General features: G+C 47.1%; 10 protein-coding genes. All 10 read left to right on the plus strand.

What is annotated here, in order from left to right; genetic code table 11:
* Nucleotides 1–147: 147 nt before the first annotated feature.
* The 10 genes from PCI15_RS07070 (at nt 148) to PCI15_RS07115 (ending at nt 15989) form a co-directional block, all read left to right on the plus strand.
* Nucleotides 148–1092 carry an EamA family transporter gene (locus tag PCI15_RS07070; protein WP_271273632.1) on the plus strand — a complete coding sequence of 315 codons (945 nt, stop codon included), beginning with the start codon at nt 148–150 and terminating at the stop codon, nt 1090–1092.
* Nucleotides 1093–1146: 54 nt separating this feature from the next.
* Nucleotides 1147–2841 carry an exonuclease subunit SbcD gene (gene sbcD / locus PCI15_RS07075; RefSeq protein WP_271273633.1) on the plus strand — a complete coding sequence of 565 codons (1695 nt, stop codon included), beginning with the start codon at nt 1147–1149 and terminating at the stop codon, nt 2839–2841.
* 12 nt (nt 2842–2853) lie between these two features.
* On the plus strand, nt 2854–6600 hold the full coding sequence (locus PCI15_RS07080; protein ID WP_271273634.1) for an AAA family ATPase: 3747 nt from the start codon (nt 2854–2856) through the stop codon (nt 6598–6600).
* A gap of 144 nt (nt 6601–6744) precedes the next feature.
* A complete protein-coding gene (locus tag PCI15_RS07085; protein ID WP_271273635.1) occupies nt 6745–7500 on the plus strand; it encodes an NYN domain-containing protein in 756 nt (251 codons plus the stop codon).
* A 526-nt stretch (nt 7501–8026) separates the two neighbouring features.
* On the plus strand, nt 8027–8389 hold the full coding sequence (locus PCI15_RS07090; protein ID WP_271273636.1) for a SpoIIAA family protein: 363 nt from the start codon (nt 8027–8029) through the stop codon (nt 8387–8389).
* Nucleotides 8390–8796: 407 nt separating this feature from the next.
* Nucleotides 8797–9282, plus strand: a complete 486-nt coding sequence (locus PCI15_RS07095; protein ID WP_271273637.1) for a hypothetical protein — start codon at nt 8797–8799, stop codon at nt 9280–9282.
* A 13-nt stretch (nt 9283–9295) separates the two neighbouring features.
* Nucleotides 9296–10216 carry a hypothetical protein gene (locus PCI15_RS07100; RefSeq protein WP_271273638.1) on the plus strand — a complete coding sequence of 307 codons (921 nt, stop codon included), beginning with the start codon at nt 9296–9298 and terminating at the stop codon, nt 10214–10216.
* A 22-nt stretch (nt 10217–10238) separates the two neighbouring features.
* Entirely contained in the window at nt 10239–11171 is a 933-nt protein-coding gene (locus PCI15_RS07105; protein WP_271273639.1) for a hypothetical protein, read from the plus strand.
* 159 nt (nt 11172–11330) lie between these two features.
* Nucleotides 11331–12017: a hypothetical protein gene (locus PCI15_RS07110; RefSeq protein ID WP_271273640.1), complete on the plus strand. Its 687-nt coding sequence runs from the start codon at nt 11331–11333 to the stop codon at nt 12015–12017.
* A 219-nt stretch (nt 12018–12236) separates the two neighbouring features.
* Nucleotides 12237–15989, plus strand: coding sequence for an SPM autocatalytic domain-containing protein (locus PCI15_RS07115; RefSeq protein WP_271273641.1), 3753 nt, complete (start codon nt 12237–12239; stop codon nt 15987–15989).
* The last annotated feature ends 14 nt before the right edge of the window (nt 15990–16003 follow it).

Raw genomic sequence — 16003 nt, forward strand, 5'->3', positions numbered from 1 at the left:
TTCACTAGCCCCTTCCGGGGTAAATCTCACTCTGGACGCCGGACGGATATTCCCATAACCTGCCTGTTTGCTTTTATATGATGCGCCGTTCAGGTGCATACTCTTCATGTTGCGCGGGCAGCAAACTGCGTCAGGGATGCGAACCGGATGAATGTCAGAGATACCCTGCTGGGCCTCATTATCGTGGTGGTCTGGGGGTTCAATTTTGTTGTGATTGCCTGGGGGTTGGAAGGTATGCCGCCGCTGTTACTGGGCGGATTGCGTTTTCTGCTGGTGGCCGCACTTGGCTGCTGGTTTGTGGCCCGGCCGGATGTACCGCTGCGCTGGCTGCTGGCCTATGGCCTGACCCTTGGCTTTGCACAGTTCGCCCTGCTTTTTACGGCCATGCATCTGGGCATGCCGGCGGGGCTGGCGTCACTGGTCCTGCAGTCGCAGGCGTTCTTTACTCTGGTACTGGCTGTTTTCTGGCTGAAGGAAGATATCCGCCGTTACCAGTTACTGGCGATTATGATCGCTGCTTCCGGGCTGGTGCTCATTGGCTGGGGCGATCTGTGGTTTATGTCTGCTGAGCTGCAGCAGAATATGACCGCCATCGGTTTTGGCCTGACGATCGCAGCGGCAGCAGCCTGGGCACTGGGGAACATTGTAAACCGGCAGATTCATCAGCATGGCTATAACCGCAATAAGAACGGGGCCATCAGTCTGGTGGTGTGGTCTGCGTGGATTCCGCCGCTGCCGTTTTTTGCACTCTCCCTGTATCTTGAAGGGCCTTTAATAGAAAATGCACTGCTGAATATCGGTTTCAGTTCAATTTTTGCGTTGGTCTATCTGGCGCTGATTGCCACTATTCTCGGTTACAGCCTGTGGGGCTACTTGCTGAGCAGTTACCCTGTCTCGCAGGTTGCACCGTTAACGCTTGGCGTACCGGTTGTAGGGCTGAGCTGTGCTGCATGGTTGCTGGACGAACAGTTAAGCAGCATCCAGTGGCTGGGTATATTACTGGTACTGGCCGGGCTGGGCGTGAATACGCGCGGGCCACAACTGCTGCGCTGGCTACGGCGCAGCGGCAAAACCGCTACCGCAGAGCAGTAAACACAATGAGTTAAATGGCTGCCCCGGCAGCCGGTGAAAGAGTTAAAGAATCACATGCGAATTCTGCATACATCGGACTGGCATCTTGGTCAGAACTTTATGGGTAAAAGCCGGCTGGATGAACACCGCCAGTTTTGTGACTGGGTCTTGCAGCAGGTACAGGAACAGGCCATTGATGCGGTGCTGATTGTGGGTGACGTGTTCGATACCGGCGCCCCGCCAAGCTACGCCCGTGAGCTGTATAACCATTTCATAGTTGAACTGAGCCGGCTGAACTGCCAGTTAGTGGTACTGGCGGGTAACCATGATTCCGTTGCCATGCTGAATGAGTCGAAAACCCTGCTGGCCCAGTTAAATACCCGGGTGATCGCCGGTGTGGGGAATGCTCCGAAGGAGCAGGTGATCGTGCTGAATCAGGCCGACGGTCAGCCGGGGGCTGTGCTCTGTGCCGTACCTTATTTGCGCCCCCGGGACCTGATGACCAGTGAAGCCGGACAGTCTGGTAAGCAGAAGCAACAACAGTTAGGGCAGGCAATCAGTGACTTCTACCAGAGCCGTTATGAGATTGCACAGCAACTGGCCGGGGAGCAAGGCGAAGATCAGCCCCTGCCCATTGTGGCCACCGGCCATCTGACCGCCATGGGTGTGCAGACCAGCGAATCCGTCCGGGATATCTATGTGGGATCACTGGAAGCCTTTCCGGCCAACCACTTTCCGCCTGCCGATTATATTGCGCTGGGGCACATCCACCGGCCGCAGAAAGTCGCCAAGTCTGACACCATCCGTTATTGCGGCTCGCCGATTCCGCTGAGTTTTGATGAACTGCGCAGTCAGAAGCAGGTATTGCTGGTGGACGTTGCTCCCGGCGAAACTGCTCAGGTGATCGAACTGCCGGTGCCGATGTTTCAGCCAATGGCCCAACTGAAAGGGGATCTGGAAGAGATTGCCGAACAGCTTGCCGCACTGGAAACCGCAGGAGAGCTGTCGGTCTGGCTGACCATTGAGGTGAGTGCTCAGGCCTACCTGAATGATTTGCAGCAGCGGATTCAGGCCTTAACCGCCGACTACAACGTTGAGGTGTTACAGCTGCGCCGCAGCCGGGTGCAGAAATCTGAGCAAGCCGGCGCTGAACAGCGGGAAACCCTGGCAGAACTGAACCCGCAGGATGTCTTTGAACAACGCCTCGCCCGGGAAGACTTCAGCAGTGACTCTGAACAGGAACGCCTGCAGCGCTTACGGATCAGCTTTGCGCAGGTGTTAGGTGAAGTCCGGGATAATCTTGATGGTGATGATCCGGTACTGGCAGAACAACTGACCCGTGCGGCCACCGCGGTGACACAGGCACCTGTGACTGAATCGGCAGCGACAGAGCCAACCGGTGAAGAGTCCGAAACACTGACCGACGATGCAACAGAGGTCGAAGAGGTTTCTGAAACGGCTGCAGATGCAGATGTATCAGAGGCTTTGGAACCGGAGCCCGAAAATTCAGAACCGGTAATTGCTGAGGTTTCGTCTGAGCCAGAGCCAGAGTCAGAGCCAGAGCCAGAGCCAGAGCCAGAGCCAGCGCCAGAGCCAGCGCCAGAGCCAGCGCCAGCGCCGGAACCGGTAGATGACCTGTTCGGGAACAGCTTGCCGGAACCCACCCCTGTAACGGAGAAAAAGCCGGCGGCGACACCCGCCGGATCGAAGAAAACGGCATCCGCTGAGCCGGAAGCTATGCAGCAACAGTCACTGATTGACGGATTTTAAGGGCTCAGACGCATGAAAATTTTAAGTTTACGGCTGAAGAACCTTAACTCCCTGCAGGGGGAATGGAAGCTGGATTTCACCCAATCCCCCTTTGTGGACAACGGACTGTTCGCCATTATCGGCGCTACCGGTGCAGGCAAGACTACGTTGCTGGATGCTATCTGTCTGGCCCTCTATCACCGTACGCCACGGCTGAATAACTTCTCTAAAAACAGCAATGAGATGATGACCCGCGGCTGTGCGGAATGTCTGGCTGAAGTGGAATTTGAAGTGCGGGGGCAGGGCTATCGGGCATTCTGGAGCCAGCGCCGTTCGCGGGATTCCGTCACCGGTAACCTGCAGGACGCCAAAGTTGAACTGGCCCGTATCAGTGACGGTAAAATTCTCGCCAGCCAGGTGAATAAAAAGCTCCGGCAGACGGAAGAGCTGACCGGGCTGGATTTCAGCCGTTTCACCAAATCCATGATGCTCTCACAGGGGCAGTTCGCAGCCTTCCTGAATGCCGATGCTAATGACCGGGCAGAGCTGCTGGAAGAACTGACCGGTACCGAAATATACGGCAAGATCTCTGAGCGGGTTTATGAAAAGCACAAAGAAAGTAAGGCTCATCTGGATACCCTCCGTGCCAGTCTGGCGGCCTACTCACTGCTGAGTGTTGAAGAAAGCGCCGACTTACAGGGGCAAACGGAACAGTTGCAGCAGCAGAGCGGTGCGCTGGAACAGCAGATTAAACAATTACAGCAAACCCTGCACCGGCAGCAACAGCTTGCTGACGCAACGGCACAGGTGATTGCAGCCCGGCAAGAGCTGCACAACAGCGAACAGCAGCAACAGGTGCACGGGGCTGATTTTGAGCGGCTGGCCCGGTCACAACCGGCTGAAGGTTTACGCCAGCCTTTGCACAACCTGCACCGGCAACGCGAGCAACTGCAACAGATTCGGCAGCAACACAGCAGCTTGCAGCAACAGACTGAAAGTCAGCAACAGGAACAGCAACAGGCTGAACAGCTGAAGCAGAACAGCGAACAGAAAAGCCAGGCCGCACAGGCTGAACAACAGGCGCTGGATACCTTGCTGACAGAACAGGTCATTCCGCTGGATGAAAAGATCAAAGCCCTGCAGGAACAGCAGACGGCAAAACAGACAGAACAGCGTCAGGCCAGCGAGCAGCTACAGGGGCTGACTAAAGGCTCGGATCAGCAACGGCAACTGGCGGAATGTCAGAGCCGGGAAGCAGCGCTGAAAGACCAACTGACGAAAATTACAACGGTTACGCCGCAGGTCGCCCGTCTGGCGGAGCAGTTGTCCGGCTGGAAGGTAAACTTTGAATCCTTGCAACGGTTACACCGTGAAACCGCAAAAGCTAATGAAAACCTGCGTAACGGCCAGCAGCAGCTAACCGACAGCCAGCAACAACAGGAGGTTCTTAACGCGGAACTGACCCGGGCGGAAGAGCAACTGAGTGGCTTGGATGCGGAGCTCGCCAGCTTGCAGGCAAAGATCGCTCAACAGCCGGTCAGCGCTGATGAGGCGGTTCAGCAGCAGGAAGAACAGCGCTTCAACCAGCTGTATCAGGCACGGGTTGAAATGGACAGCCTGACCGCCGGTTGGCTGCAAAACCAGCAGCGGCAGCAGGAAGGCCAGGCTGCGGATACACAGCGGCTTCAGCAACTGGAACAGCTGAACATTCAGCGCGAAGAGTTCCGCCAGCTTTACGCCACCCATCAGCAAAGCCGGAAAGATTTACAGGTGATGCTGGAACAGGAACGGAAAATTGCCGACCTGACCCAGCTGCGTGAACAGCTGGAAGCAGAGCAGCCATGCCCGTTATGCGGCTCAAAAGACCATCCGCTGGTGGAGGAATACCAAAGCCTTAATGTCCCCGAGACTCAGCAGCGGTTTGAAACTGTTGAACAGGCACTGGAAACAGTGAAACAGCAGGGCATGAACGTTGCCGGGGAGATCAAATTACTGACGACCCGGCAGCAGGAATGGCAAACGCTGCTGCAACAGCTGCAGGCCGAACAGCAAAGCAGTGAGCAACGCTGGCAGACAATCTGCCAACAGCTGAATATCCAGCTGACGATTGGAGATCATCCTGCACTGCAGCAATTCCACACGGACATGCAGGGTCAGCAGGAAGCCTTCCAGCAGGCACGTCAGCAGGTGGTACAGTTACAGCAACAGCAAACAGAACTGCAAAAGCGCCGTGCCCAGACCGATGAGCGGGCGCAGGGGTTGCGTCAGCAGCTGCAGCAGGTGAGTGGCTTCCTCAGCAAACAGGAAGCAGAAGTACAGCGGCTACAAACCAGCCGGCAGGAATACCTCACCGGTGCCGGTCAAACCGTCAGCGAACTGGAAGCGGCTATTGCCTCTCAGGCATTACCGGTACCGGATCTCAACGACGCAGAAATCTGTGAGAACTGGTTACAGCAACAGGAAACTCTGGTTGCAGGCTGGCAGGCCTGCCGTGAAGAGACAGACAAACTTCAGCAGCAGCGTCAGCAACTGCAGGAAGCAATGTCAGAACAGCTGCAGCAACAGCAGCAACTGGAGCAAAAACTTAAAGACCTGCAGACCGAACTCAGTTCAGTGAACACTGCACTGCAGGAGCAGCAGGTAAAACGTCAGGATATTTTCGGAGAAGCGGATACCGCTATTTCCCGTCAGGAGGCAGCCGATAAAACCGCCGCTGCCCGGCATGCCGCTGAACAGGCGCAGTTGAACTATCAGCATCTGCACAGCCAGCTGCAGCAGTTAAGTGGTCAGTTGGCTGAACTGAACAGCCGGATGCAAACCCAGCAAACCGAACTGACGGCTGGTGAACAAAGCTGGCAGACACAACTGGCCGACAGCGTATTCAGCACTGAAGAAGAATTGCTTGCCGCCATGCTGGAGCCGGAAGAGCAGAACCGTCTGAGCGAGTTGCAAAAGCAGATTGAACTCCAGATTAACGCCGCCAAAGCACGGCTGGAGCAGACCGAACAGCAACTGGTTGCTCTGCAGCCGGAAACCGGCGCTGAAGAACAGCAGGCTGAAGGTGAAGTACGCACCCCTGAAGCGCTGGCGACGCAGCTGGAAAACCTGCAAACCGAGCATCGTGAACTGATCGAAGCACAGGGCCGCAACAGCCACCGGCTGGAAGACGACCAGCGCAAACGCACCGAACAGACCCGTTTGCTGGAAGAGATTCAGCAGTGTGAAGCGGACTATGAAGACGTGGGCTATCTCACCAGCCTCATCGGCTCACAAAAAGGCGACAAATTCCGTAAGTTCGCCCAGAGCCTGACACTGGAACATCTGGTACATCTGGCTAACATTCAGCTTAATCGTCTGCATGGCCGTTACCAGCTGAAACCCAAGCAGGATCAGGCCGAAGCGCTGGAACTGCAAGTGGTGGACACCTGGCAGGGCGACGCCGTACGAGACACCAAAACCCTCTCCGGCGGTGAAAGCTTCCTGGTCAGCCTTGCGCTGGCACTGGCACTTTCAGATCTGGTCAGCCAGAAAACCAGCATCGATTCCCTGTTCCTCGACGAAGGCTTCGGCACCCTCGACAGCGCGACACTGGACATCGCCCTGGATGCTCTGGATAACTTAAATGCCAGCGGCAAAATGATTGGCGTCATCAGCCACGTCGCCGCCCTCAAAGAACGGGTACCGGTACAGATAAGAGTCAGAAAAACCAGCGGCGTCGGCATCAGCAAGCTGGATGATCAGTTTGCTTTCACAGACAAAGTAGCTGAAGAAATAGCTTAGTTGGTGGCGCTGGTCGTTGTAGTTATTAAAACCTATACGTGTAAGGTTAACTCTGTTTGGCCTTTAACGATGAGTAATTTGGTAAGGTATACAGGGATGGAATGGAATCATTATTTTTAACATTTTGAAAGGAAGTCGACAGGGATGAAAGATAAGGAAAAGATCGCCGTATTTATTGATGCTGATAATGCGCCTGCTAAAAAGATAGATAATGTATTGTCCGAGTTGGCTCGCTATGGCGTTGTAAACATTCGTAAAGCATATGGAAATTGGAAGAGTTTAAATCTGAAGTCCTGGGAAGATATATTGCATGAGTTTGCAATACAGCCAATTCAGCAGTTTGATCTGACAAAAGGAAAAAATGCTACTGATATGGCTTTAGTTATTGATGTCATGGACGTCCTTTACACTAAAGATATTGATGTCATATGTCTGGTATCTTCAGATTGTGATTTTACACCGCTTGTTACCCGTTCTCTTGCTGATGGCAAGTATGTGATTGGTTTTGGAGAACGGAAGACTCCCCTTGCTTTTGTTAATAGTTGTTCACGCTTCCTTTATCTTGATGATGAATCAGAACCTGCACAGCCTGTACAGAAACAGAGTAAGAGCATTAAGAGCGACACGAAATTAATGAATCTTCTCAGGCAGGCAATCGAAGCTGTTGAAGAAGATGATGGTTGGGCGATGTTGGGGCCTATCGGTACTCATATTTCTAATCATGCCTCATTCGATCAGAGAAATTATGGTTTTAAAAAGCTTAGTGATTTGTTTTTGGCTATCGATCTGTTCGAAATGAAAAAAACAAATGGTTCTGTTTTGTGGGTTAGGGATAAGAGAAAGTTAAGTAGTTCCAATAAACTAACCCAAAAGACATCACGAAGCACTGTGCCTGCCTGAAATTTTTTTAGGGATTTTAATGGTTCATAAACCTGAAGCAGGCACCCCGGTTCCCCTTCTGTGCAGCCGAGCATTGCAGCTGTTGAATGATCAGCGACACAAACTGTTTGAGAGCGCGTAGCGGTCGAGTTTTTGTGATGCCATTCAATGGCGAAACGCACAGGGAATCCGGTCTGCCAGTATTAAAGAGCGAGGCAAACAGTGTGGCCGCTTTTAGATTCTTAAGAACTCTTTTCTACAAGCTTTAGCCGTTTAAAGGTCTTGACTCGACGAAGTCGAAACAGACCATCTCAACCATAAATTCACCACAATAATAGCGACAGCGTCATTAAGCTCATCCCCAAGTAACAAAACGCCCAATTTATAATTTATACCGTTATCTTTGAATCCACGTCGCAAATAAACCAGTTAGCCATCCCCGAGCGGGCGTTTCCCAAATAACCGTCATTCACACTCACTAACAGCAAAGCCCCCAGCGACTATCCTTAATACATAAAGAACCCAGTAACGTCATGGAGGAATCCACATGTTAGAAATGATCGATATTGGCATCGACAATGCCGTCGCATTCCGGATTTCCGGGAAAATCACAGAACAGGATATGACCCGGGTTCTGGATGCCTCCAAAGAAAAAGTAGAACACTACGGAAGCATCGTGATTCTGGAAAAAATAGAATCCTTCCATGGGGTTGAGCTGGCCGCCTTACTGGAAGAATTCCGCTATCTCCGGGAGGTGGGGATGTCCAACATGCGCAAGGTAGCGATTCAGACGGATAAAACCTGGATTGAACATATCGTCCGCATTGAAGATAAGCTCTTCTCAGGCATCGACATGCAATGCTTTGCCATGGACGATGACACAGCAGCGATTGAGTTCCTGAAAGCCTGAGTATATCACTGATAACTATGAGTGAATGGCGTCTTTTTGAGCTGATCAGTATAGTCAGCACGTAATTCCATAGACATTGATAAGTTGAAAATTCATACGGTTGTTTGACTTGTTTGTGATCCGTTGCTAGCTTTCTGAGTAGGCGATTGGCCAGACTGATATCTGCCTTTAAGGGAAGAAGCCTGTTTTCTGAGTCTTATATTGCATTAAGACACGAAGAGGATGACTGTCATGGATTTGACGTATTACCCTTCCATATTTATTTGCCCTCGTAGACATACTGCGTCAGTAACCTCTGATGCGTTTTATGTTGCCCGTAATTTACCCTCAATATATTTTTTTGATTTCTTTGGTTATATCAGAGGAAAGTTTAGATATATCTCTACCTGGCAGAGGAGATACTCAGTATGTCAGATGAAGATGTAATAAGAGTACGGAGAGTACAGGAATCAGATTTTTTACAGGTGAGGGATATAGCGCTGGAGAATCATCAGGAAAGCTGTTTCAAGGAAGTTGAATTTTCTGATGAAAAGTTCAGAAAGATATTTGAGTTAATTATTGAAAGGCCTGATTTGCATGCAGGGCTCATTGTTGAAGAGGGAGGTTATATAAGAGGGTATTTATATGCAACTCTAGGAGAGTACTTTATAGGCGAAAAATCATTGTTTGTTAGCGTGCAAAGTATCTATGTAATTGCTGGTATTCGTGAGAGTCTTGCCGGTGGGAAAGTTACTTTAGGCCTTGTTAAAGCGATTAAGGAGTGGGGGGCATTAAGACATGCTGATTACTTAATGTTTCATGTGACATCTGGTGTTCAAATTAAAAGTACGGATAGGTTTTTTAGGAGAATAGGCTTGAAAATATTGGGTGGAAATTATCTTCTTTCTTTATAGTAATGGTGTTTTTATGTTTAACAATAATAAGAGTTGGAAGTTGTTAATAGCATTTGCACTGGTAATGTTTTTTACCAAGGCTGGTTACGGTAGTTCTTCTGTTATTTCTGATGATGTTAAGTCTGTTCTTTTTGAAGAGGGAATCGAAGCTGCAGCGGCATACATTGATGGCATGGATAGTCCGAGTATTGAGGATATGAGTCTGGCTCTATATTTGTCAGAAAATTATGAAATAAGCCTTAAAAATAAGGGCTTGATGTTACAACAAGTAGGTTTTAATAATAGTGATTCTTTTAAAATAGAAAATATTTTTATTAATAACTCCTTTGAAGAAAATATGAGAGAAGTAAAACGTCTATCAAAAGATAATTACTTCATGAGTAGATTACTTGAAATTGAAAATATTGAATCAGATATTTTTATTAGTAACTTGGTTAGCAATGAGTACATATCGCATCAAATAGATTATTTTGTAGATGCTTATAAGATAGTTACTTCTGATGAAAATTTATGTGATCAATATTTTAATGACTTTCTTATGTATATTGAAATTGTATATCAGTTTAATGAGAAGTATCCATGTGCAAGAGATAATAAAGCATATGTTGATCGTTATAAGAAGTTCATTCCTGCGTATTTCAGTTTCGAGGAAGGGGGGGATATACCAAGGAAGGACTTTGAAAATGGATATTCTTTTTTCTTGAATGATAATTCATACTTTAAGGATTATTTTATGAAGGAAGAATGCTCTAAAATTTACAATACTGATAGTTTTGAATGGAAAGTTTGTAATGTTATTTCTAATGCAGCGGTGAATAATTGTTTATTACCATATTGGAGTATTCTTAATTTAAGAAACGGATGGGAGACTTCCAATGGTTTTAATTTGTGCAGGATAGACTTTATTAAAGAATATATGACCCGGTTAGTTTAATAATTAATGGCAGGTTATTAATATGAGTGAAATTATACTTTATAGAGAAAAATCATATAAAAAGTTTTTTCTTTGTTGTGTTTTAATCTTAATGTCTTTTTTAGCATTTGCTAAAGACTTAGATATTTCTGATGATGTTAAGTCTGTTCTTTTTGATGAGGGTATAGAGGCTGCGGCGGCATATATTGATTCCATGGAGAACCCAAGTGTTGAGGATATGAGTCTTGCTGTTTTTATTAGTGAGGCCTTTGGTTATGACTTAAATAAATATGATAGTTTTAAAAATATTATAAATTATGATTTGAGTGAGTCTTTTAAAATAAAATACATTATGGATAACAATTTATACGAAGGAACATATTTGCTAGATATGAAGGAGATATCAAAGCAAAATATATTTGTTAAAGTTCTATTGAATATGATTTCTATTCCTAACCATACACGGTTGAACGAAGCTTATAACCAAATGTATGTTTTTAATAATATGACGTATTTTATTGAATATGTAGATGCTAAATATCGTGGGCAATACTCTGAATTTTGTGATAAGTATCAATCAAATTATATGATGTATTTTAAGGTGGTGGTCGAGCTTGGTGAAAAATTTCCATGTAAGCGTCTATCGTCAGATGTTTTTTTAAATATGTATGCGTTGTTTGTTCCTGGTTTTTATAATAAGCAGGAATTTAGAAAGTTATCTTCGAATAATATTGAAAAATCTTATAAGTTTTTTTTGAATGATAGTTCATACATTAGTGATTATTTTATGAAAAGTTGCTCTGCAATATTTTCTAGCAACGAGCTTAATTATAAAAAGTGTGCTCTACTTTCAAATATATCTGCAGAACAATGTTCACTAATATATTGGAAGGGCATAAATAATGATGTTTTGAATTGGGAAGGATCAAAAGGTTTTGCTGCATGTCGGCATGATTTTATAAAAAATAATATATAAATGGGGCTGGTTTAATATTATCTAAACTGATGTCTTAAAAAATATTAGTGCTGTTCGACAAATTATGGTCTTAAAGGATTAAGACGTAATCTTATTTATCTCTTTAATTTTTCAAAATTAAGGTTTAAATCATAGACAATAATATAAAAGGACTTTTTTATGTCAAATCTAGGGTTTGTAAAACCAATAACTTCAGCACAAAAAATAATTAATGAAAGAGTTAATCGGTACATTAAGGGTAAGAAGGAACAAGGCCTTAGTTTGGTTGACTCCCTCAATATATCAGTAGGCGCGCAGAGTGAAAATAGCATTGGAGGTTTTACAGGTGCTTATGATCAACCCTATGACAGTGTTTTTAATTCCCAAAGTGACTATCTTTCAGTAATAGGCTCAGAAGCGGCAGTTAAGCAGGACATTGCGCATCAGATATCATGGTCGGGGATAACTGGCTTTACTAATCAGGAAGTGGGTGTGTTTTCTCTTGTACAGGATGGAGTAGACCCCGCGGATTATAGATTTGATACACCCGCAACCAGAGCTTTCGCCGAAGTTGCCCGCTCGGTTATTGCAGATAATCCAGGCTTGGATTTTAGCTCTGGGCTGGCTAAAACAAAATCTGAGTTCAGCCGGACAGACCAGCTACATCAGAGAACCGTTGGATTGACACCTTTGAAGGCTGAAGAGGCATTTAAGTCCATCGTTAACCGGCAGGCCAGCGAATCAGAAAGCAGTGGGCAGTTTAATAATACGGTTGGCCAGAGTTATATAGCAGCACAGGAAAGCAACCGTAAGAATCAGTTCAATAATACCGCCGGTCAGAGTTATCCCCCTGCTCCTGAAGCGTAGCGTGAAACACAGTTTAATAATACGGTTGGCCAAAGCTATACAGCCTCTCAGGAATCACAAAGAAAAGACCATTTTAATAATACTGCCGGGCAAAATTATCAGGGCAGTTCAGGCTCAAGCAGTAATACAACATCATCCCACTGGGGGGCTACTGCGGGCCAGAGCTATGGCGGTAGTGGGAATAGCGGTAACTCAGGAGGGAAGCCTGTTGTTATTGATATGGATGGTGATGGTATAGAACTGGTTTCGTTGGAAGATACAGTGACTTCATTCGATTTTGATAACGATGATTTCAGAGAATTTACTGCCTGGACATCCGGTGATGACGGATTGCTGGTATTTGATGAAAACGATGATAACCAGATTAACCGGGCTGAAGATATAGCATTCGCGATGTTAACCGAGGCCGATGATACCGACTTGCAAGCCCTGCAAACGCTGTTTGACAGTGATGGTAACAAAGAATTTAACAGTAGTGATGAACACTGGGGTAAGTTCAAAATATGGCAGGATCGAAACCGTGATGGCATTGCTGACGAAGGGGAATTTCAGACGTTATCTCAGGCAGGTATTCAGTCTCTCGGTCTGGAGGTCAGAGAAAATTCCCAGACACAACTGAGCGACGGGACGGTTGTGCATGGCCTTATCGATGTTTACCTGAGTAATGGCGAGAAACGATCAGGTGCGGATGTTGCCTTTGCGTATGATCCCCGGGGAGTAAGGACCTCTGCTGATGCACAGGGGAATCTTGTGTATGAGTTTGAAGATGGTGATATAGAAAAAGTGCAGGTGCTCTCTGCTACCCGGAATGATTTTAAGTTTACGCAGCAAGATAGCGAATGGGTTGCTGCTGAAGGTAACCGGTCAGCCAATATTTTAGATGCTGCAGATGTAACCCGGGATACGGTGCTCTCGGGTGATGACGGAGATGACAGCTTGTTGGGCGGCACCGGTAATGACTTTCTTATTGGTGGGGCCGGTGCTGATACGCTGAGAGGTGGCGCCGGAAATGATTGGCTATACGCAGATGCAGACGATTTCTCTGTTAACGGAAATGTATCTGGTGGAGTGGGTTTTGACCGCCTTATTTATCAGGATTATCCGGCTTTAAGTTTAGATGCGGACAGTGTTGGGATAGAAGCCGTACAGTCGGGCTCCGGCGATGATGTGATTTGGGGAAGCCAGAGTTCTGTTCATTATGCGTTTGATGGCGGTGCCGGCGATGATACGTTAACAGGGGCCGGTGGTAATGACTTACTGATAGGCGGAGACGGCAGTGATCGTCTGAATGGATTTGACGGAAACGATGCCATGTTCGCTGAGGAGGGCAATGATTTCCTTGATGCCGGGGCTGGGGATGACTGGCTCAATGGTGGCCGTGGCAGGAATACTTTTAATGGCGGAAAAGGGAGTGATGTTCTGGTCGGAGGCATCCACGAGGATGTTTACCTGTTCAACCGGGGAGATGGCAGGGATATTATCTCAGAATCTTCACAAGAAGGACTCACCGTTTATGACCGTGTTCGTTTTGGAGCAGGCATTCTTGTTTCACAGATAAGTACCTCCAGAGTGGATGATAATTTACTGATACGTGTTGATGACCCAGCAGGGAATGCCAATGATGAAATCATCATTTATCAGGCATTTACTGATGACAGCAACCTTATTGAAATACTTGAGTTTGATAACGGTGAGAGTTATGTATTTGATGCTTCACAGGCTGGTTATTTTGTAGATAACGCGTCGGTGAACGATGCGCCGGTGGTGTCTTTAAATATCTCTGAGCAGTTTGCAAATACAGACCGGCGCTGGCGTTTCACTGTACCGGAAGACCTTTTCACTGATATAGACGGTGATACGCTGACTTTCAGTGCAGCAATGAGTGACGGAAGCCTATTACCTGAATGGCTGACGTTTTATTCTGCGGCACAACACTTTTGCGGACAGCCGCCGCAAAATACCGCGGACGTATTGAGTATTCAGGTTACTGCGACAGATGGTAAAAATTCAGTATCCACTGATTTTAATCTGGTCGTTAACTCACCTGACACTCGCTCGGGTTCTGAGCGTAATCATCATTTTATTACGGAAGAAAATCAGTCGGTAACTATTCCTGCTGCTGATGTATTCAGTAATGATAATGAGAGTATTCCGGGCAACGTTATATTTGGGAATGTTGAAAACGGAAGAGTGGAATTAAATGCTGCGGGGGATATCGTTTTTACTCCTGATGCCGGGTATACCGGTGAAACCTCGTTTACCTACAGTACTACCGATAATCTTAGCGGGGTGAAAAAGGCCTCTGTCAGTATTTCCGTTTCTACCTCCTGTGGGAATGCTCATTATCTTGCTGAGTTCGACGGGATCGTCGGCACTGTTGGTAATGATGAGATTAGTGGTACCAAAGGGGATGACCGGATTATCGGGCAGAAGGGCGATGATATTCTGGATGGCTCGATAGGTGATGATACTTTCTATTACCGTAAAGGTGATGGCAATGACGTAATAGATGAGTTCTTCGGTAGCAACCATCTCGTACTGTTGGATATAAACCCTGATGAGATCACCGTGACACGGTCAAACCGGAATGATGCCGTGATTACGATCATCCCGACGGGTGAAACTGTCACGCTTGAAGATCAGTTTTTCTGGAATGCTATAGAAACAGTAACCTTTGCAGATGGGAGTTTGTGGAGTTACGACGATTTAGAAAGGAATGTTTGGATCAGCGGTACTGACGGTGCGGATAACCTGCGCGGTAGCTCTGAAGACGACCGGATTATAGGTAATAAAGGCGACGATACGCTGGATGGCTCGATAGGTGATGATACGTTCTATTACCGTAAAGGTGATGGCAACGATGTTATCGATGAGTTTTTCGGTAGCAATCATCTCGTATTGATGGATATAAACCCTGATGAGATAACTGTGACACGGTCAAACCGGAATGATGCAGTGATTACTGTCGTCCCGACGGGTGAAACTATCACGCTTGATGATCAGTTTTTCTGGGACGCCATTGAAACTGTTACTTTTGCCGATGGCACACAATGGAACTATAAAGATCTGGAAAATAATGTTTGGATCAGTGGAGCTGATGGCGATGATAATCTTCGTGGAAGTTCAGGCGATGACCGGATAATGGGCAATAAAGGCGACGATACGCTGGATGGCTCGATGGGTGATGATACTTTCTATTACCGTAAAGGTGACGGGAACGACGTAATAGACGAATTCTTTGGTAACAACCATCTGGTACTAACGGATATAAATTCCGATGAGATAACTGTCACGCGGTTGAACCGTAACGATGCAGTGATCACTGTCATCCCAACGGGTGAAACTATCACGCTTGAAGATCAGTTTGTCTGGGACGCTATAGAAACAGTCACTTTTGCTGATGGCACTCAATGGAATTATGAAGATCTGGAAAATAATGCCTGGATCAGTGGAACCGGTGGCGATGATAACCTGCGTGGCGGTTCAGGCGATGACCGGATAGCAGGTAATAAAGGCGACGATACGCTGAATGGCTCGTTTGGTGATGATGTACTTCAGGGGGGACGAGGTAATGATACTCTCAACGGCGGTTTCGGTAATGACCGTTACCAGTTCGCTGAAGGTGACGGGCAGGATGTGATAAATCAGAATGATGTTTCCGGAAAGGATGTATTGGCTTTCGATGGTGATATTTCTGCAGATGAAATCTGGTTCAGACGTCATGGGGAGGATCTTCGAATTACAATTGTTGGTTCAGATGACCAGGTAACTGTGAACAACTGGTACCGTGGGGATTCTTACCAGCTAGATAAAATCGAGACGGAATCAGGCGTGCTGATTAATAGTCAGGTGAACCAGTTAGTCAACGCTATGGCAGTTTTTAGTGCGCCGGAGGGAGTAGATGGTGTCATTCCTCAAACGGCTAAAGACACTTTACAGCCTGTTTTAGCTCAGGCGTGGGAACACAGATGATTCACCGGGGCCAG

Source organism: Aliamphritea hakodatensis, assembly GCF_024347195.1.
Classification (GTDB): domain Bacteria; phylum Pseudomonadota; class Gammaproteobacteria; order Pseudomonadales; family Balneatricaceae; genus Amphritea; species Amphritea hakodatensis.

Excerpts from the sequence above, each read along its gene's own strand:
- PCI15_RS07070 (WP_271273632.1), top strand. The coding sequence starts at position 148 with ATGAATGTCAGAGATACCCTGCTGGGCCTCATTATCGTGGTGGTCTGG.
- sbcD (WP_271273633.1), top strand. The coding sequence starts at position 1,147 with ATGCGAATTCTGCATACATCGGACTGGCATCTTGGTCAGAACTTTATG.
- PCI15_RS07080 (WP_271273634.1), top strand. The coding sequence starts at position 2,854 with ATGAAAATTTTAAGTTTACGGCTGAAGAACCTTAACTCCCTGCAGGGG.
- PCI15_RS07085 (WP_271273635.1), top strand. The coding sequence starts at position 6,745 with ATGAAAGATAAGGAAAAGATCGCCGTATTTATTGATGCTGATAATGCG.
- PCI15_RS07090 (WP_271273636.1), top strand. The coding sequence starts at position 8,027 with ATGTTAGAAATGATCGATATTGGCATCGACAATGCCGTCGCATTCCGG.
- PCI15_RS07095 (WP_271273637.1), top strand. The coding sequence starts at position 8,797 with ATGTCAGATGAAGATGTAATAAGAGTACGGAGAGTACAGGAATCAGAT.
- PCI15_RS07100 (WP_271273638.1), top strand. The coding sequence starts at position 9,296 with ATGTTTAACAATAATAAGAGTTGGAAGTTGTTAATAGCATTTGCACTG.
- PCI15_RS07105 (WP_271273639.1), top strand. The coding sequence starts at position 10,239 with ATGAGTGAAATTATACTTTATAGAGAAAAATCATATAAAAAGTTTTTT.
- PCI15_RS07110 (WP_271273640.1), top strand. The coding sequence starts at position 11,331 with ATGTCAAATCTAGGGTTTGTAAAACCAATAACTTCAGCACAAAAAATA.
- PCI15_RS07115 (WP_271273641.1), top strand. The coding sequence starts at position 12,237 with ATGGATGGTGATGGTATAGAACTGGTTTCGTTGGAAGATACAGTGACT.